The sequence below is a fragment of the Pseudomonas sp. NFIX49 genome (genome assembly GCF_900115915.1).
In the GTDB taxonomy this organism is placed as follows: domain Bacteria; phylum Pseudomonadota; class Gammaproteobacteria; order Pseudomonadales; family Pseudomonadaceae; genus Aquipseudomonas; species Aquipseudomonas pharyngis.
The window spans coordinates 416,610-435,496 of record NZ_FOYE01000005.1 but is presented as its reverse complement, the minus strand read 5'-3'; the positions used below and the strand labels follow the sequence as shown (position 1 = coordinate 435,496).

General features: G+C 62.2%; 16 protein-coding genes. 8 read left to right on the top strand and 8 right to left on the bottom strand.

Annotation, left to right across the window (positions count from 1 at the left end; all coding sequences use genetic code 11):
- The first annotated feature begins 7 nt into the window (after positions 1 to 7).
- From BMZ46_RS16915 to BMZ46_RS16905, 3 genes are all read left to right on the top strand, one after another.
- Complete coding sequence (locus BMZ46_RS16915; protein WP_074689836.1) at positions 8 to 934, top strand: LysR family transcriptional regulator; 927 nt, start codon at positions 8 to 10, stop codon at positions 932 to 934.
- A gap of 104 nt (positions 935 to 1,038) precedes the next feature.
- The gene (locus BMZ46_RS16910) at positions 1,039 to 1,665 is read left to right on the top strand and encodes a glutathione S-transferase family protein (protein ID WP_064600620.1); all 627 of its coding nucleotides are present in this window, start codon (positions 1,039 to 1,041) and stop codon (positions 1,663 to 1,665) included.
- Between the two features lie 38 nt (positions 1,666 to 1,703).
- Entirely contained in the window at positions 1,704 to 3,734 is a 2,031-nt protein-coding gene (locus tag BMZ46_RS16905; RefSeq protein ID WP_074689838.1) for a 2Fe-2S iron-sulfur cluster-binding protein, read from the top strand.
- Positions 3,735 to 3,738: 4 nt separating this feature from the next.
- On the opposite strand, the gene BMZ46_RS16900 is transcribed toward BMZ46_RS16905, so the two are convergent.
- Genes BMZ46_RS16900 through BMZ46_RS16865 form a run of 8 tightly spaced genes read right to left on the bottom strand, consistent with a single transcriptional unit; the run spans position 3,739 to position 12,728 of the window.
- Positions 3,739 to 4,869, bottom strand: a complete 1,131-nt coding sequence (locus BMZ46_RS16900) for a glycosyltransferase family 4 protein (RefSeq protein WP_074689840.1) — start codon at positions 4,867 to 4,869, stop codon at positions 3,739 to 3,741.
- Positions 4,870 to 6,000, bottom strand: a complete 1,131-nt coding sequence (locus tag BMZ46_RS16895; protein WP_039764999.1) for a glycosyltransferase family 4 protein — start codon at positions 5,998 to 6,000, stop codon at positions 4,870 to 4,872. It lies immediately after the preceding gene.
- Positions 5,984 to 7,351 (bottom strand): glycosyltransferase family 4 protein, encoded by a 1,368-nt coding sequence (locus BMZ46_RS16890; RefSeq protein ID WP_074689842.1) that lies wholly within the window; start codon positions 7,349 to 7,351, stop codon positions 5,984 to 5,986. The genes BMZ46_RS16895 and BMZ46_RS16890 overlap by 17 nt, the downstream gene beginning before the upstream one ends.
- Positions 7,348 to 8,598 (bottom strand): ABC transporter ATP-binding protein, encoded by a 1,251-nt coding sequence (locus tag BMZ46_RS16885; RefSeq protein WP_039765002.1) that lies wholly within the window; start codon positions 8,596 to 8,598, stop codon positions 7,348 to 7,350. The genes BMZ46_RS16890 and BMZ46_RS16885 overlap by 4 nt, the downstream gene beginning before the upstream one ends.
- On the bottom strand, positions 8,598 to 9,395 hold the full coding sequence (locus tag BMZ46_RS16880; protein ID WP_074689844.1) for an ABC transporter permease: 798 nt from the start codon (positions 9,393 to 9,395) through the stop codon (positions 8,598 to 8,600). The genes BMZ46_RS16885 and BMZ46_RS16880 overlap by 1 nt, the downstream gene beginning before the upstream one ends.
- Entirely contained in the window at positions 9,396 to 10,838 is a 1,443-nt protein-coding gene (locus tag BMZ46_RS16875) for a mannose-1-phosphate guanylyltransferase/mannose-6-phosphate isomerase (protein WP_039765006.1), read from the bottom strand.
- A gap of 7 nt (positions 10,839 to 10,845) precedes the next feature.
- Positions 10,846 to 11,817: a GDP-mannose 4,6-dehydratase gene (gene gmd, locus BMZ46_RS16870; RefSeq protein ID WP_039765008.1), complete on the bottom strand. Its 972-nt coding sequence runs from the start codon at positions 11,815 to 11,817 to the stop codon at positions 10,846 to 10,848.
- Positions 11,814 to 12,728 (bottom strand): GDP-mannose 4,6-dehydratase, encoded by a 915-nt coding sequence (locus BMZ46_RS16865; protein ID WP_074689846.1) that lies wholly within the window; start codon positions 12,726 to 12,728, stop codon positions 11,814 to 11,816. Before BMZ46_RS16865 ends, gmd begins: the two co-directional genes overlap by 4 nt.
- Before the next feature lie 426 nt (positions 12,729 to 13,154).
- Here BMZ46_RS16865 and BMZ46_RS16860 point away from each other — a divergent pair, with 426 nt between their 5' ends.
- Genes BMZ46_RS16860 through BMZ46_RS16840 form a run of 5 tightly spaced genes read left to right on the top strand, consistent with a single transcriptional unit; the run spans position 13,155 to position 18,844 of the window.
- Positions 13,155 to 14,702 carry a glycosyltransferase gene (locus BMZ46_RS16860; protein ID WP_235375855.1) on the top strand — a complete coding sequence of 516 codons (1,548 nt, stop codon included), beginning with the start codon at positions 13,155 to 13,157 and terminating at the stop codon, positions 14,700 to 14,702.
- Entirely contained in the window at positions 14,696 to 16,000 is a 1,305-nt protein-coding gene (locus tag BMZ46_RS16855; protein WP_074689849.1) for a glycosyltransferase, read from the top strand. Before BMZ46_RS16860 ends, BMZ46_RS16855 begins: the two co-directional genes overlap by 7 nt.
- Positions 15,997 to 16,881, top strand: a complete 885-nt coding sequence (locus BMZ46_RS16850; protein WP_074689851.1) for a class I SAM-dependent methyltransferase — start codon at positions 15,997 to 15,999, stop codon at positions 16,879 to 16,881. The genes BMZ46_RS16855 and BMZ46_RS16850 overlap by 4 nt, the downstream gene beginning before the upstream one ends.
- On the top strand, positions 16,878 to 18,032 hold the full coding sequence (locus BMZ46_RS16845; protein WP_074689853.1) for an acyltransferase family protein: 1,155 nt from the start codon (positions 16,878 to 16,880) through the stop codon (positions 18,030 to 18,032). The genes BMZ46_RS16850 and BMZ46_RS16845 overlap by 4 nt, the downstream gene beginning before the upstream one ends.
- Positions 18,026 to 18,844, top strand: coding sequence for a class I SAM-dependent methyltransferase (locus tag BMZ46_RS16840; protein ID WP_074689855.1), 819 nt, complete (start codon positions 18,026 to 18,028; stop codon positions 18,842 to 18,844). The genes BMZ46_RS16845 and BMZ46_RS16840 overlap by 7 nt, the downstream gene beginning before the upstream one ends.
- Positions 18,845 to 18,887: the final 43 nt, after the last annotated feature.

The following is an 18,887-nucleotide window of genomic DNA, read 5'->3' as shown; positions in this document are numbered from 1 at the left end:
TTGAAAAGTGGATCGCTTTCAGGAAATGCAGGTTTTCGCCATCGTCGCCCAGGAGCAGGGCTTTTCTGCTGCGGCGCGGCGTCTGGGTCTGTCGGCGGCGAGCGTGACCAGGGCGGTGGCGGCGCTGGAGCAGCGGATCGGCACGCAGTTGTTGATCCGGACCACCCGCAGCGTGCATTTGAGCGAAGCCGGTCTGCGTTTCCTGGAAGACTGTCGGAGGATTCTCGCCGAGGTGCAGGAAGCGGAGGATTCCGCTGCCGGCAGTCATACCCAGCCGCGTGGGCAGTTGACGGTGACGGCGCCTGTTTTATTCGGCGAGCTGTTTGTCACGCCGGTGATGGCGCGTTATCTGACGCAATACCCGGACGTTTCCATCAATGCCCTGTTGCTCGACCGGGTGGTGAACATGGTCGAGGAGGGCATCGACGTCGCGGTGCGTATCGGCGAGTTGCCGGACAGCAATCAGCATGCGATCCGGGTCGGTGAGGTACGGCGGGTGATTTGCGGCTCGCCGGAATACTTCGCGGTCCATGGGCGGCCTGCCCATCCACAGGCATTGGCCGGGGCGCCGGTGGTGGCGACTTCGGCCATCGGCCAGCAGCGTAGCTGGCCATTTATGGAACACGGTGAACTCATCGGGGTAAAACCGGAACCGCGTCTGGTGGTCACGGCCAATCAGGCTGCAATCACGGCGGCGTCGCTGGGCCTGGGACTGACCCGGGTGCTGTCTTATCAGGTGGCCAGCAAGGTCGCCTCCGGCGAACTGGAAATCGTCCTCGCCGAGTTCGAACTGCCTGCGTTGCCGATCCATGTGGTGTATCAGGGCGGACGCAAGGCGCCGGCGCGGGTGCGCAGTTTTGTCGATTTCATGGTGAACGCATTGCGTGAGCATCCGGCGCTGAAAAACGCCGCGTTATTTCATCCAGAGAAATAATGGATTGCGTTTGCTGGTGATTCTGTTGTTTTCACGATAGGTGGAAGATGGCTCCCACGGCCGCCGTCCACCCTGAACGGCGCCATCATCCAGCGGAGTCGACCATGCAAGCGATCAAACTCTACAACTTCCCGCGTTCCGGCCACGCCCATCGCGTCGAACTGATGTTGTCACTGTTGCAACTGCCGACCGAGCTGATCTTTGTCGATCTGGCCAAAGGCGAGCACAAACAGCCCGGCTACCTGGCGATCAACAGCTTTGGTCAGGTTCCGGCCATTGATGACAATGGTGTAGTGCTGGCCGACTCCAACGCGATTCTCGTCTACCTGGCACAGAAATACGGCAACGGCCGCTGGCTGCCGAGCGATCCGGTCGGCGCCGCGCATGTGCAGCGCTGGTTGTCCGCTGCCGCCGGGCCGATTGCTTTCGGCCCTGCGGCCGCCCGCCTGATCACGGTGTTCGGGGCGAAGTTCAACGCCGAGGAAGTCATCACCCGTGCGCACAACTTTCTCAAGGTGATGGACCTGGAACTGGGCAAAACCCCGTATTTGGCGGGTACTGAGCCGACCATCGCTGACGTGGCGGCCTACAGCTACATTGCCCACGCGCCGGAAGGCAATGTGTCGCTGGACGACTACGCTAACGTTCGCGCCTGGCTTTCGCGCATCGAGGCGCTGCCCGGTTTTGTCGGCATGCCGCGCACCGTTGCCGGCCTGCAAACCACCGTCTGACATTCAATCTGCACCGATGGTGCAGGGGAGAGACCGTGATGGAACGTTCACCGTGGCACGCTGGCGAGCAACAGTTACAGGCCCATGTCGGCGTTGCCGAGCGCATGGCGGAATTCGGGCGTAAGGTGATTCGCACCTGGATGCCGGATCAACACCGCCAGTTCTATGAGCAATTGCCTTTCATGCTGTACGGCGCGGTGGATGCCGAAGGTCGCCCCTGGGCCAGTGTGCTGGAGGGGGAGCCGGGCTTTGCTCACTCTCCCGAGCCGACGCAACTGCAGTTCGCCAGTCTGCCGGCTGCCGATGACCCGGCGCAGTTACAAGCCGGCGCCGCCATCGGTCTGCTTGGTATCGAACTGCACACCCGCCGGCGCAATCGGCTCAATGGCCACATCGATAATCTTGACGCGAACGGGTTCGGTCTGACGGTGGATCAATCGTTCGGCAACTGCCCGCAATACATTCAATTGCGTCAGTTTCAGCGGGTGCCGCTGACCGATCCGCAGACCCGCAAAGCCGAACACCGTGACAGCCTCGATGACGCCGCCATTGCGCTGATCGAAAGCGCCGACACTTTCTTTGTCGCCAGTTACGTTGATGTCGACGGCGAGCGTTCGGTGGATGTTTCCCACCGCGGCGGTCAGCCCGGTTTTGTGCGGATCGAGGGTAATCGCCTGACGATCCCTGATTTTGCCGGCAACCTGCACTTCAACACGCTGGGCAATCTGCTGCTCAATCCCTTGGCCGGCTTGCTGTTCATCGACTTTTCCACAGGTGATGTGTTGCAGCTCAGCGGTCGCACCGAGATCATTCTCGAGGCGCCGCAGATCGAGGCCTTCCAGGGCGCCGAACGCCTGTGGACGTTTGAGGTGGAGAAACTGGTTCGGCGTCCGGCAGCGCTGGCTCTTCGCTGGCGCTTCGACGGCATGTCACCCACCAGCCTGCTGACCGGTAACTGGGCCCAGGCCGATGCACGGTTGCAGGCCAAGGCATTGGGGGACAGCTGGCGGCCATTGCGCGTGGCAAAAGTCGAAATGGAAAGCCGTCACATCCGCTCGATTTATCTGGAGCCGGACGATGGCGCAGGACTGCCGGTGTTTCTCGCCGGGCAGCATCTGCCGCTGCGGTTCACCCTCGATGGCGAGGTGCACATCCGTACCTACAGCCTGTCCGGCGCGCCGTCGGATGATTTCTTCCGGATCAGCGTGAAACGCGAAGGCCGGGTGTCGACGCACCTGCATGAGCAGATTCGCGTGGGCGATGTGCTGGAGGCGCGCTTGCCTCAAGGGCATTTCACGGTCGCGGCGCTGGAGCATCGTCCACTGGTGCTGTTGGCGGCCGGCGTCGGCATTACGCCGCTGCTGTCGATGCTGCGTGAGGTGGTGTATCAGGGCCTGCGGACCCGGCGGATTCGTCCGACCCTGTTTGTTCAGAGTTCCCGCAGCCTCGCCGACCAGCCGTTCCGCGCAGAGGTGGATCGGTTGCTGGAGGAAGCCGGTGATGCCGTGAAGGTGTTGCGAGTGCTCAGCCAGCCGGAAGACGATCTGGTCGAAGGAAAAGACTTCGATCTGCGTGGCCGTATCGATGGCGATCTGTTGCGCAATCTGCTGACCGACGAGGACTTCGATCAGGTCGACTTCGTGCTCTGCGGTCCCGGCGGTTTCACCCAGGGCATCTACGACACGTTGCGTGAACTGGATGTGCGGGATGCGCAGATCCATGCGGAAACCTTTGGCCCTTCGACGCTCAAGCGCCAAGCCGATCCGGACGCGATCGTGATGGAACAACCGCCGGCTGCGACCACGTCGGTGCCGGTGGTGTTCGAACGTTCAGCCAAGGAAGCGCGCTGGCAGCCCGATGGCGGCAGTCTGCTGGAGCTGGCGGAAAGTCGCGGCTTGCGTCCGGAATTCAGTTGTCGCGGGGGTTCGTGCGGCACCTGCAGGACGCGGCTGATCAGTGGCGCGGTGAATTATCCACAGCCTCCGGCAGAAGTGCCGGAGGAGGGGCAGGTGCTGATTTGCTGCGCGGTGCCGGCGCAGAGTGCCCAGCCGCTGGTGCTGGATCTGTAACGGATCAGGCGTAGGACAACGCCTTTTCTTCCAGCAGCTCCTGATACAGCTCGGTCCATTTGCGGCCCATTTCATCGGCTGTGAATAACTGCCGATAGCGGGCCTCAGCCTTGAGGCCCATTTCGGCGGCGTGGGCCGGGTTTTCCCACAGGGTGCGCATCGCTTCGCGAAATGCCGGTGGATGACTCGGTGGCACCACCAGTCCGGTTTCGTTGTGGATGTTGATGTAGCTGGTGCCGGTGCCGATCTCGCTGGAGATCATCGGTTTGCCGTACATCGCGCCTTCGAGCAGCGAAATGCCGAACGCTTCCGAGCGCAAGTGCGATGGGAAGACGATGGCGTAGCTCAATTGCAGCAGGGCGACCTTGTCTTCGTCGCTCAGCCGCCCGAGGAAATGAATGTTGCGCAGACCCAGGGCCGCGGCCTGGGCGTGCAGTTCCTGCTCCAGCGGGCCGGCGCCGACGATCACCACCGGATAGTCCACGTCTTTCAAGGCTTCGAGCAGGATGTGCAGGCCTTTGTAATAGCGCATCACCCCGACGAACAGGAAAAACTTGTCCCCAAGCTGCTGACGCCAGCGGTTCATGCGCTCGACGTCAGGCTGTGGATAACCGGCCTTGTTCAAGCCGTAGGGGATGACGCGAGTCTTGTCCTGGAATTGCTGCAACACGTCGCTGGTGTGCAGATAGTTCGGCGAAGCCGCGACGATCCGGTCGGCGCTGGCGAGGAAGCGGTTCATCAGCGGGCGATAGAGTTTGAGCAGGTGCTTCTGGCGAATGATGTCCGAGTGATAGGTCACCACCGTCGGTTTGTTCACGCCGCTGGCAAAATGCACCAGATCCATGAACGGCCACGGGAAGTGGTAGTTGATCACGTCGGCTTCGGCGGCCAGTTCACGAAACTGCTTGAACACGCTCCAGGAAAAACCCGTGGAGGCGAACTGGATATCCAGTTTGGCCCGATGCACTTCATGCTGGCCGAGACGCACCACTGCAGGTTCTGGATTGGCGCTGAGGGTCAGCACCTGGCCTTCGATGCCGTGTTGGGCGCCACTTTCGCAGAGTTGAAAGATCACTTGCTCGATACCGCCGACCGAGTCAGGCAGGTACGTCTTGAAGAAATGAAGAACTCGCATTCAACCTCCCATGGCCTGGTGGTAGGCGCCGGCCGTGGCCTGCGCGCAACGCTTCCAGGAAAAAAGCCGTGCCTGCTGCAATCCGGCTTCCCGGCATGCCTGCCAGTGCGCTTGATCATCGATCAGTCGGCTCATCGCATCACGCAAGCCGTCTGCATCGTCAGCTTCAATATAGTTGCCGGCGTCGCCCGCCACTTCCGGCATGGCCGAAGAGCGGGTGATTACCACTGGCGTGCCGCTGGCCATCGCTTCCAGCACCGGCAGGCCGAAACCTTCATACAGCGACGGAAAAATCAGCGCCCGGGCGCCGGCCAGCAATTGCGCGACTTGCTCATCGGGCAGGTAGCCGAGCAGGCACACGTGCCCGCTAGCCAGTGCCTGTCGCAATTCATCACTGAACTGGTCGCGCTGCCAGCCGGCCATGCCGACGATCAACAGCGGGAAACGCTGGCGCACCCGATCTGGCAACAGCGCGTGGGCGCGCAGGGCCAGATTCAGGTTCTTGCGCGGCTCCAGGGTGCCGACGCAGAGAAAGTACTCCCGGTACTCGACCGCATGGGCCTTGAGCACCGCATCGATGGCTTGTGGATCGCGCGGCCTGAAACGCTCGGCGACACCCAGCGGCGCGACCACGAAGCGCTCGGCAGGCAGTCCGAAATACTCCCGGGCCTCGTCAGCGATGGCTTGCGAGTCGGTCAGAATGATCCGCGCCTGGCGTACGCCTTCGGCGAGCCGGCGCTCGATTTCCCGCAGCCGCGCCGGTGGCTGGGTCTCGGGGAAATGCAGGTGCGTGAGATCGTGCAGGGTAATCACGGTCGGGCCATCGAAGGCCAGCGGCCACAGACTCGGTTCGTGGTACAGATCGACCGGTTGCGCCGGGCCCTGATCGAAGCGTTTCTGTTCAAGCCAGCGGCGCGCCTGATAGGCCCCGGGGATCTGCCGCAGCAGCGGCGTCAGGCGCGAATAACCGGGCATCGCCGCTTCCGGCAGTTGCGCACTCCAGCCCCAGCCATGGAACAGCGCCACCTCGATATCGGTTTCAGTGTGCAAGGCATTCACCAGTTCGGCCACGTAATGGCCGATGCCGGTGCGCGGTGCCTGGAGGATGCGGGCGTTAAGGGCTATGCGCATGTTGCCTCGCTGACACCTGAGGTGCCTCCAGCACATGGCGCGCGGTACGCTCGGCCAGTTGCGCGCTGGCTTCCCGCCAGCCGATCCAATGCCAGTCGCTGACATCGCGGGCGGCGGGGAATCGGCCGCTGCGCTCAAAGCTCTGCACCAGATCGGCGAGGCTTTGCGGCGACTGCAGGTCGAAATAGGCCATGAACTCACCGCCGATCTCGCGAAACACCGGGATGTCGCTGCCCATCGCCGGCAGCCCGCGCTGCATGGCTTCCACCAGCGGCAGGCCGAAACCTTCGACGAACGAGGGAAACACCAGCGCGCTGGCATGGGCGTAGGCATGTTCGAGGCTGGTGTCGCTCAAGTCGTTGAACATGAACAGGCGTCGGTTCAGCTCGGGATGATGGCGGATCCGGGCCAGCAGCGCGTCGCACTTCCAGCCAATGCGCCCGGCAATGCACAACCGGGCTTTCGAGCCGTTCGCCCAGGCATGGTCGAAGGCATCCAGCAGATAGTCGTGGTTCTTGCGCGGCTCGATGGTGCTGACCATCAGGAACACCGGCTCCGGTGTTGCGAACAGCTGTTGCAAACGTGGTTCGACGGCGGCTTCGACGCTCTGCAGATCCAGCTCCGAACCGAGGTGAAAGTAGTCGAACCAGCGTTTGCCGACTTGTGCCGACCCGAGGCGACGCTGCATTTCTGCACGCAACTGATCACGCACGGTGGCGGAAATGGCCATGAAGCCGTCGGCGTTGCGGGCGATCCAGTCGAACCACTCGCTGTACACCTCGACCAGCCGCGTGTCGTAAAACTTCGGGTGGGACAGGGGAATCAGATCGTAGATCACCGCAACGATGCCCAGGCCTTCCTGTTTGAGGCGCTCGGCATGCAGGAAAAAGTCCGAATGCCAGGACGAATCCAGCAACACCAGTTGATCGCCCGGCTGGTGTTGCAGCGGCTCGCAGCGTTGGGGCATTTGATAGCGATTGACTAGCCCGACCAGCCGCAGCGGTAGCCCGAATGCACCGAACGAGGTCAGGCGATAGCCGACGTACAACACGCGTCGTGCCAGTTTTGTGCGGCAACGAGTGTCCAGCCGTTGATGCAGCTGCCAGAAACGATGAGCCAGCCGTTCAAGACGTTCGCCAAACGTGACGATGGCATTGAACAGCGGCGAATCCAGCGGCGCCAGACGCTTCACTCGGTACAACTGGCCCTTGAGCAGAACCACCGGCACGCATTCGATCCCTTCGGCGCTCGGCGGCAGCTGTTTGATGACGTTGCGCACCACCCGCTGAATCCCCGAATTGACCTTCGGGTGTTTGAACACGTGGGTGCATTCAACCAGCAGGCGGGTCATGGCGCGCGCTCCGCGAGGCTGTCCGCGTGGCGGGTGATCGAGGTGCTGGCACCCAGCCAGGAACAGCCGACGAAATCTTCCTGACGGTTGTTGATCACGTGAAACACCAGGCCGTAGTCACGCCATTCGAAGTTGCGGTCCAGGTGCGAGTCCAGTCGCGACAGGCTCAGGGCCACGGAGTAATTGCCCTTGCCCAGGCCCATGACGAAGGCGAAGCGATAGATGATGCGTTCACCCGCACTCAGGTCTTCCAGCGCCTGGTTCTGACGGTGGGTGTTGATGCCGTACATGGCCTGGCCCAGGCGATCCTTGATCATGAAGCCGAGCACCAGCCGCTCGATGTCCTGACGAATCTCCACCTCGACTTCCAGTGTCACCGGCTGACCGACTTCGGCGGCGTCGATGGAGCGTCCGCGTTCATCGAGCAGGCGCACGCTGAGGATCCCGGCCTCGCCGGTGCCCGACACAGTGCGTACCTGGCCGCCGTCGAGCAGTTCCTGGCGCACGGTCTGGCCTTCGCGTTCGGCGAGCAGGGCGTTGTAGTAATCCATGACCGCTTCGGGTTTGTCGTGCATCACCATGTGGCCGCCTTCGAGCAGGATCGCCGAGTCGCAGATCGACTGGATCGCGGAGCGGTCGTGGGACACGATCAACAGCGTGGTGCCGGCCTTGCGGAAGCTGCGGATGCGGTCGAAGCTCTTGTGTTGGAAGTAGGCATCGCCCACCGAAAGCGCTTCGTCGACGATCAAAATATCCGGGCGGCGCGCGGTGGCGACGCTGAAGGCCAGGCGCATCTGCATGCCGCTGGAGTAGGTGCGCACCGGGTGATCGATGGCCTCGCCGATTTCCGCGAAGCGTTCGATGTCCGGCATCAGCGCTTCGATGTCTTCGACCTGCATGCCCAGCAGTTGCCCGGCCATGATTGCGTTCTGTCGGCCGGTGAAGTCCGGGTGAAACCCCATGCCCAGTTCCAGCAGCGCCGCGACCCGGCCCTCGAGTTGAATCTGGCCGCAGGTCGGTTGAGTGGTGCCGGTGATCATTTTCAGCAGGGTGCTTTTGCCGGCGCCGTTGACCCCGACAATCCCCACCGCTTCACCGGGAGCGATTTCAAAATTCACGTCCTGCAGCACCCAGTGCTGGCGATGGCGCATCGGCGAAAACGGAATCAGCCATTCGGCCAGGCGACTCCAGCGGGTGGGGTACTGCTTGTAGGCCTTGCCCAGGCCTGTGACGCGTATGTGCCCCATCAGAGTTCATCCACCATTTCGCCGACCCGGCGGCGGAACAGGCGCAGGCCAACCGCGCACAACAGCAGGCCGATCACGAAGATTGGCAGCAGCGAACTCCACACCGGCCACTGACCATAGAGAAACAGATTCTGGTAACTGCCGATCAGGTTGGTCAGCGGATTGAGCTGCAACAGGCGCTGCACCCACTCGGGCAGGATGCTCAGCGGGTACACGATCGGCGTCAGCCAGAACCAGAATTGCAGGCAGATGGCGAACAATTGCCCGACATCGCGAAAGAACACGTTGAGCACGCCGAGGATCATCCCCAGTCCGGCGCAGAACAGCACTTGCAGCGCCAGCAGCGGCACCAGTGCCAGCAACGCCATGCCCGGCCAGCGCCCGCTGATCAACAGAAACCCTAGGAACAGGCCGATGATGATCGCGAAGTTGATTCCGGCATTGAGCAGCACGATCACCGGCAGGCAGAGGCGCGGGAAGCTGATTTTCTTCAGCAGGTTGGCGTTTTCCAGAAACATGTTCTGGCTGCGCAGGGTGATTTCCGAGAACAGGCCCCAGGTCAGCAGCCCGGCGCACAGGTAGACGCTGTAGGCCATGCCGTCGTCCACGCCGGGCAGGCGGGCGCGCATGATGTGGGAAAAGATCACCGTGTACACGATGATCATCGACAGCGGGTTGAGTACCGTCCACAGCGCGCCGAACAGCGAATTGCGATACCGCGCTTGAAACTCCCGCTTGACGCTACCGAGGATGAAACCCCGGTAGTCGTGCAGCGAGCGGTACAGGGAAAGCAGCATTCACACCGTCCTGCCGTATTGGTCTTCGAAGCGGACGATGTCGTCCTCTCCCAGGTATTCACCGCTTTGTACTTCGATGATCACCAGGTCGATCACGCCGGGGTTTTCCAGACGGTGCTTGTGACCGGCGGCAATGAACGTCGATTCGTTCTTCGCCACCAGGGTCGTGCCGCTGCCGTTGTTGGTGACTTTGGCCATGCCTTCGACCACCACCCAGTGTTCATTGCGGTGATGGTGCATCTGCAACGACAGCTTGCCGCCGGGTTTGACCACGATGCGCTTGATCTTGAAGCGCGGGCCTTCTTCGAGCACGGTGTAAGTGCCCCACGGACGGCTGACCGTACGATGCAGGCGATAGGCTTCGTGGGATTTGTCCTTGAGCTGTTTGGCCACGCGTCGCACATCCTGGGCACGGTCGGCGTGGGCTACCAGCACGGCGTCGGCGGTGTCGATGATTATCAGGTCTTCCACACCGACGGCAGCCACCAGCCGGCCATCGCTTTGAACGAAGTTGTTGCGGCTGTCGATGAAGATCGCTTCGCCGCTGGCGCGGTTGTTATCCGCGTCCGCCGGCACCAGCGCGGCCACTGCACCCCATGATCCGATGTCGCTCCAGTCGAAACCCGCCGGCACCACCACAACCTTTTCCGAGCGCTCCATCAGTGCGTAGTCGATGGAGATGTCGGTGATCTCGGCGAACAGCTGGGGCGACAGTTCCTGTTGCAGGCAACCGGCGGTTTCCACCGGTTCGCTGGCGGCCATGCAGGCGCGGGCCTGTTCCAGCAGCTCGGGGGCGTGCAGCGCCAGCTCGGCGATCACCGTTGCGGTGGAGAAACAGAACATCCCCGAATTCCACAGAAAATTGCCGCTCTCCAGATAATGGGTGGCGGTCTGCAGGTCGGGTTTTTCCACGAATCGCTGGACCTTGGCCGCGCCCCGGTCGTTGAGCGGTGCGCCGGTCTCGATGTAACCGAAGCCGGTTTCCGGGGCGGTCGGCACCACGCCAAAGGTCACCAGATAACCGTCCTTCGCCAGATTGACCGCGTGCTCGACCGCGCTTTTGAGCGCCTCTTCATTGACGATCAAATGGTCGGCGGGCATCACCACCATGATTGCCGCATCGCCGTGCAGGGCTTGCAGCGACAGTGCCGCCGCCGCAATGGCCGGTGCGGTGTTGCGTCCGGTGGGCTCGAGCAGGAAGTGTCCGCGATGCCGGGACAGGCGCGCGGCCTGATAGTGATCCTTGCTCTGGAAGTAGTACTCGCGGTTGGTCACCGTGACAATGTCGCCCCAGCCGTCCAACAGCGCGGCGGCGCGCCGGTAGGTCTTGCCCAGCAGGGACTGGCCGTCGGGCAGGGTCATGAACGGCTTCGGATGGCCTTCGCGGGAAACCGGCCACAAACGGGTGCCGGCACCGCCGGACAGAATCACGGGGATCAGCATTGCCTGCCTACTCCTTGGCGACGCGTTTCATGTCCGCATCCATCATCATGCGGATCAGGGTGTCGAGGTCGGTCCTGGGTTTCCAGCCGAGCACGCGCTGGGCCTTGGCCGGGTTGCCGAGCAGCACTTCGACTTCCGCCGGGCGGAAAAACGCCGGGTCGATCTTCACATAATCCCGGTAGTTCAGGCCGACGTGATCGAAGGCGATGCGGCACATCTCGCGCACGGTGGTGGTGACGCCGGTAGCGACCACGAAATCGTCGGGCTTGTCCTGTTGCAGCATCAGCCACATGGCCTCGACGTAATCACCGGCAAAGCCCCAGTCGCGCTTGGCGTCGATGTTGCCCAGGGCCAGCTCCTGCTGTTTGCCCTGTTTGATCCGGGCGGCGGCGTCGGTGACCTTGCGGGTCACGAATTCGATGCCGCGCAGGGGCGATTCATGATTGAACAGAATGCCGCTGCTGGCGTGCAGGTTGAAGCTTTCGCGGTAGTTGACGGTGATCCAGTGGCCATAGAGTTTGGCCACGCCGTAAGGACTGCGCGGGTAGAACGGGGTGTTCTCGTCTTGCTGCTCGGCCTGGATCAGACCGAACATTTCGCTGGTGGACGCTTGATAGAAACGCGTGTGCGGGCTGAACTGACGGATCGCTTCGAGCAGGTGGGTCACGCCCAGGCCATCGACGATCCCGGTGGTCACCGGTTGGTCCCAGGAGGCAGCGACGAAGCTCTGGGCTGCCAGGTTATACACCTCGTCCGGTGCCGACTTGATCACCGCGCGCTGCACCGAGCAGGCATCGGCCATGTCGCCATCCAGGTAGACGATGTCCGCTTCGACGCCCATCTCCCGCAGGCGCCAGCGTGAATCGCTGCTGCGCCGTGCGACAAGGCCGTGAACCTTGTAACCCTTGTCGAGCAGCAGCTTGGCCAGATACGCGCCGTCCTGGCCGGTGATTCCGGTGATCAATGCACTTTTTGTCATTCTTGTCGTACTCGCGTCTCCCAGTCGGACAGGATCGCCCGCAGGGATTGTTGTGTAGTGATTTGCGGCGTCCATCCTGTGGTCCGGGCCAGCCGTTGGTGGCTGCCGCAGACGCGACGCTGATCCGCGCGGCGCATGCGTGCCGGATCCTGAACCAGTTGCAGCTTGACCTGGGCCAGGTCGCCCATCTGTTCGATGAGGCTGCGGATGCTTTGCTCATGGCCTGAGCAAATGTTGTAGACCTGTCCCGGCGTGCCTTTTTCCAGCAGGGCGAAATAGGCCGAGACTACGTCTCCGACGTCGAGGAAATCGCGGGTGACATCGATGTCGCCGACTTCCAGGCGCGGCGCTTGCAGCCCTTGCTTGATGCGGTTGATCTGCCGCGCGGCGCTGGCGATGACGAAGCTGTCCTTCTGCCCGGTACCAATGTGGTTGAACGGCCGCGCGACCATTACCGGCCAGCCTTCGCTCAGCCCCCATTGCAGGCTGAGGAACTCCGCCGACAGTTTGCTGACTGCATAGGGATTGCGCGGGCAGGGTGGTTGTTGTTCGGTGATCGGCAGCGCGGGTTCTTCGACCTGGCCGTAGACGTCGCCCGAACTGACATACAGGAACGTGCCCTTGAAGCCGCGGGCCTTGAGGGCCTGCAACAGGTTCAGGGTGCCGAGCAGGTTGATGTCGAAGGTACGTGCCGGATCGCGGAAAGCTTCAGGGACAAAGGTCTGGCCGGCCAGATGAATGACCGCATCGGGCAGTTGCGGCCACAGGTCGATGAGGCTGTCCGGTTTTGTCAGGTCATAGGCAGAGGCGGCAGGCAGCAGCTGCCACGTCGCGTCTTCCCCTTGCAGACGTGACTGGATGTGTTGTCCTACGAACCCACTGAGGCCCGTGATGAACAGACTTTTTTTCAAACAGCGACCCCTTGGTCTTTAACTTTCACCTCTTCCCACAGGCTTTAAGGGAATGTCTGTCAGACCCCTGAAAAAACCGGGCAGAACGGCAGGTGAAGTCATTGTTGTAGTTGTTTGGCTGCCAATCTGTGCCAATTGCGCAGCAATTTCAACCGGCCAAACCGTGACCGGTCAGTTCTCGTCAGAGTAGTCGGGTTTTTCTCGCCGGGCGGTTCCCGAAGGCGCGACGGATGTGTTTAGAATGCCCCTCGTCGCGATCCCCGGCGGCTTTTCGCAAGGATCGTGCGACAGGGTAAAACCGACCATTAAAACAAGAACAGAGACGTGCCCGATGACGCAGGACGAACAGCGCTGATGCCGGTTCGATCCGACGCCCGGCCGTCATAGCGTGAAGCTGCCGGGATGGCGGTTGCACCGTGGGATGCCATGAATTTCATTCTCTACTCGGACGTCAACGACCGCTCCATCAGCCAGAGTCTGGGGCGTCCCGAATACAGCTACTACTTCGTGCTCAAGGCCTATCGCCCGGTGCTGGAAAGCCTGGGGCGAGTGCATGTGGTGTCCACTAGCGCCGAGGTTGATCCACTCTACCGACAACTGCTCGCCGCCGGTGAAAGCAGCGTTTTCCTGTCCTTCACGCCGCCACAAAATACCCCGACCGACCTTGAATGCCCGACAATCTGCGTGATTGCATGGGAATTCGATTCGATCCCCGATGAATCATGGGACGATGATCCGCGCCACGACTGGACGCAGATGCTCGCCCGACAGGGACGGGTCATCACGCTGTCGAGCCACACTGCCCGGGCGATCCGCCGCGCCATGGGCGAGGACTTTCCGGTACTCGTGCTGCCGACGCCCTTGTGGGAAAACTTCGCCGCCATTCGTGAGCAACATGTCAGTGAGCCGATCAATCCCGGCGCGACCCTGGCCATCAAGGGCTGCATTTTCGACAGTCGCACGCTGGCGTTATCTGCCGACGATCTGTTGCCCAAGCCGCTGACTGCCGAACAACTGGCTGAAATCGAGGCACTGCGCCCGCCACCGCTGACGTTCAAACGCCGCCTGGTCATTGCCCGTCATTATCTGCGTCTGTGGAGGCTGGGGGCGGGTGAAGAACGGGTGAAGTTCCTGCATCACTGGTACTGGGAAGGTGTGCAGGATCTGCTGTCGGATCGCACGCACGCCTGGCTCGAGAAACGCCTGCCGGCCATTGCCGCTCCGCATGCGGTGGCCGTGGCCGAGCCACCGCCGCTGGATCTGCCGGACACGTCCTCGGTGGTCGAGACCACGGTGGAAGGCGTGATCTACGTGACGGTGTTCAACCCCAGGGACGGCCGCAAGAACTGGCATCATCTGGTTACCGCCTTCTGCTGGGCCTTTCGCGAAACGCCTGACGCGACACTGGTGCTGAAGATTACCCAGAACGATCTGGCGTCCTACTACAGCGAACTGATGACCCTGCTCGCACAACTGACACCGTTCGCCTGCCGGGTGCTGGTGATGCATGGTTATCTGGACGACGCGCAATACGCGCGGCTCTACCAGGCTGCGAGTTTCTACGTGAACGCCTCACGCTGCGAAGGCCTGTGCCTGCCATTGATGGAGTTCATGTCCAGCGGCAAACCGGTGATCGCCCCGGACCACACGGCCATGGAAGATTACATCGACGACACGGTGGCCTTCGTCGTGCAGTCCAGCGAAGAGCTGACGATCTGGCCTCAGGACACCCGCATCATCTACCGCACCCTGCGCTATCGGCCGGACTGGGCTTCGCTCAAAAGCGCCTATGAGAACAGCTACCGGATGGCCAAGGCGCAGCCGCAGGAATACGCGCGCATGTCTGCCGCCGCTGTCGAACGCATGCACGATTACTGCGCGTTTGCCCCGGTACAACGGCGCATGGCGGACTTTTTCGGCCTCGTGCCGCTGGCTGCCGATGCCGCCCCCGTGACGGACAACGCCTCATGCTGATCATCATTCATTCGGAAACCAACCAGCACACCATCGCGCAGAACCTGGGGCGTTCGGAGTACAGCTATTACTTCGTGCTCAAGGAGTATCGCCCGGTGCTCGAACGCCTTGGGCGTGTGGTGGAAGTCGTCGATCCGGCGCGCGAAGTCGATGCGTTGTATCTGGAATGCCTGTCCCGTGGCGAGCCCTGCGTGTTCCTGTCGTTCTCGCCGCCGCACCGCACGCCGATCCACCTGGCATGTCCGACGTTGCCGGTGTTCGCCTGGGAATTCAGCACCATCCCCAACGAACCCTTCGACAACGAGCCGCGCAATGACTGGCGCACGGTGCTCCGGGCCTGCGGCGCGGCGATCACCCATTCCACCTACACGGTCAACGCCGTGCGCGAGGCCATGGGCGCCGATTACCCGATTGTCGCGGTGCCGGCGCCGGTGTGGGATCGCTTCGCGGCCCGTGGCGCGCAGCTTCAGGGCCAGCCCTCGACAGGGCCGGTACGCCTGACGATCAAGGGGCTGGTGGCCGACAGTCGTCAGCTTGATCTCAATGCGTTTGGCCCGAAACACCTGCGCCGTGGCCAGGGTATCGATTTCCAGGCACCGGTGCGCGAGCAAGAGTTGCTACTGGAGGGGGTCGTCTATACCTCGGTATTCAATCCCGGTGACGGACGCAAGAACTGGGAAGACATGCTCAGCGCCTTCTGTGTGACGTTTCGCGATGTCGAAGACGCGACACTGGTGCTCAAGCTCACGCACCACGATGCCGAAGAGGCGCTCAGCGACATTCTTCATCATCTGTACAAGAACCAGTCCTACCGCTGTCGCATCGTGCTGATTTACGGCTACCTCGCGGATGCCGACTACGAGCGTCTCGTGCAGGCCACCCGGTACGTGGTCAACACGTCCTACGGCGAGGGCCAGTGTCTGCCACTGATGGAATTCATGTCCTGCGGCAAGCCGGCTGTGGCGCCGCGGACCACGGCGATGATCGATTACCTGAGTACCGATAACGCATTCGTGGTGGAGTCCACCGATGAACTCACCGCCTGGCCTCACGATCCGCGCAAGGCGTTCCGCACGTTGCGCTATATGACCAACTGGGCGTCGGTCTGTGTGGCCTATCGCGACAGCTATGAGGTGGCGAAGAACGATCCCGGGCGCTATGCACAGATGTCGGCGCAGGCCGTTGCCAGCCTGCAGGCGTTCTGCAGTCAGGCGGTGGCCGAGCAGCGGTTGCGCGATTTTCTCGTTCAGGTACACGAGCACCTTGGTGCCGCTGCAACGGAAGCCACGGGGACATGATCCGCGCATGGCTGAGGCGTTTGCGTCCGGTTGCGCACCCGGCGCCGGTATCCGTGCCTGAACCGGTTGCCGCGGGCGTGTCGCCCAGGGATGTGGGTCTGCATGACGCCATGCTCGACGGCTGGTTTCACGGCGACAGTGGTGAGTTGCTCAAGGGCTTTGTCATTGACGCGGACGACACCCTGCTCGACGTGGGGTGTGGCGAGGGTGTCGCGACATTGTTCGCCGTGCGCCAGGGCGCCTCGGTGATCTTCACCGACAGCGAACACGACAAGGTGCGCGACCTCGCCCGACAAGTCGAAGCGCAGAGCCGCAAGGCCAGTCTCGGTCTGGTCAGCAACAGCCTGCCATTGCCGCTGAGCGACGGCTGTGCGAGCAAGGTCGTGTGCATGGAAGTGCTGGAACACATCGATCATCCCGAGCCGTTCATGGCCGAGCTGGTACGCATGGGCCGTCCCGGTGCGCTGTACCTGCTCAGCGTGCCGGCACCGGTGGGCGAGCATTTGCAGCAGGGCATCGCCCCGGCGGGTTATTACCAGTCGCCCAATCATGTGCAGATCTTCACCCCGGAACGCTTCGCGGCATTGGTTGAGGATGCTGGTCTGGTGATTGAGCATCGTCAGGCCACGGGATTTTTCTGGGTCATGGGCATGATTTTTTTCTGGGCCAGCGAGCGGGCTGCCGGCCGTGACCTTGGCGGTGCCGTGCGCGACCGGATCCAGGCGCCGTATCCACCGTTGATGGAGAGCTGGGCCAGAACCTGGCAGGACTTGCTGGCGCAGCCAGACGGTTTGGCGATCAAGCAGATGCTCGACCGGTTCATGCCCAAGAGTCAGGTGATCATCGCCCGCAAACCGCTCGATGCAGGACCTGTGTCATGAGCGGCAAGCGGATCATGGACATCGAAGTCCTGCGCGCTTTCGCGGTACTCGGCGTGCTGTTTCATCACCTGCAGGGCAGCCTGTTCACCGACCCGGTGCCGCTGCTTGAAAGGGTTCATGCCTGGGCGCAGCCGTGGTGGGGCGTCGACTTGTTTTTTGCGATCTCCGGGTTTGTCATCGCCCGCAGCCTGATCCCGGCGCTGCGCGGTTGCAGCAATCGCCAGGAATACTGGGAGCAGACGCGCAATTTCTGGCTGCGTCGGGCGTTTCGTCTGTTGCCCTCGGCCTGGCTGTGGCTGGCGTTGATGCTGCTGGCGTGCGTGTTTCTGAATCGATCAGGCGCGTTCGGGACGTGGTCCGCCAACGTCCAGGCCACGTTGGCCGGGGTGCTGCAGTACGCCAACTTCCGCTTTGCCGATGCGTTCTTTCATTACGAATACGGCAGCAGTTTCGTCTACTGGAGCCTGGCGCTGGAGGAGCAGTTCTACCTGTTGTTCCCGCTTGTGATCATGCTGTGCCGCAAGTATCTGGTGTGGGCATTGCTGGCGCTGGTGGCGGTGCAATTGTTCACGGTGCGCACGCCGCTGTTGATGGTGATTCGTACCGATGCGCTGGCGCTGGGTGTGCTGTTGGCCATGTGGAGCGTGCAGCCGGGTTATCGCCGTTGGGAGCCGGTATTCCTGCGGCGGCCATGGGCCGGAGTGTTCGCGCTGATCGGCCTCGGAGCGCTGCTGAGCTTCATGGCCACCGACCGTTTCACCTTCGCCGGTTACCGCATCGGGTCTATCGCCGTGCTCAGCGCCGTGCTGGTGTGGATCGCTTCATACGACCGCAATTACCTGCTGCCGGCCGGTGGCCTGCAACGACTGATGGCATGGATCGGCAGCCGCTCCTACGGCATTTACCTGATCCACATCCCGGCCTATCAACTGGTGCGGGAACTGATTTTCCGTTTGCAGGGTGCCGGCCTGCCGAGCCCGGCCGGGCATCCGATCATGACGCTGCTGATTGCCGGTGGCCTGATCGTGCTGCTCAGCGAACTCAATTACCGCTTGATCGAAATGCCCATGCGCAATCGAGGCGCCACGCTGGTGAAACGCCTCGGCACCTCGCGAACCGTTGTCTCGCCCCCTGGAGCCACCTCATGCTGAGCCTTTTGAAAAAACTCACGGCGGCTCCGGCCCCCGCACACGCTGTCGCACCGGTCGCCGACAAGGTCGACCCTTACATGCTCGGCCTGCACGACGCGATGCTCAGCGGCTGGTTCAACCAGGAAACCGGCGAGCTGTTCAAAGGCTTCCCGGTGACCGCCGACGACACCTTGCTGGACGTTGGCTGCGGCGACGGTGGCAACGTGCATTTCTGCGGCATGCGCGGGGCGAAGATCATCATTGCCGACATCGACGGCGCCAAGGTCGAAGCGACTCGCCAGCGCCTGAGCGATACGCCGGCGCGTGGCGTCGAATGCCATGTGACCGACTGCAATCCGCTGCCGATCGCCGATGGCACCGCCACTCGCGTGGTGTCCACTGAAGTCATCGAACACGTCGACGACCCGGCGCAGTTCCTTGCCGAACTGGTGCGCGTCGGCCAGTCGGGCGCGCTGTATCTGCTGAGCGTGCCGCACCCCAGCTCCGAAGACCTGCAAAAAGACATCGCCGCGCCGGAGTATTTCCAGAAGCCCAACCACATTCGCATCATCAGCGAAGAGCAGTTCAAGGCGATGGTCAGCGAGGCGGGACTCGAGATCATCAGCCATAGCCAGTACGGCTTTTACTGGTCGATGTGGATGATGCTGTTCTGGGAAGCGAAGGTCGAATTCAGCAACCCGGATCATCCGCTGCTCAACCATTGGGCCGAGACCTGGCAAGCGGTGCTCGACTCGCCGCGCGGCGCGCAGATCAAGCAGGCGCTGGATGCGGTGGTGGCGAAAAGTCAGGTCATCATTGCCCGCAAGCCCTGAACGCTTTTGTGTAACCTTGCAGCCTGATGTCTCAGGGATCTGC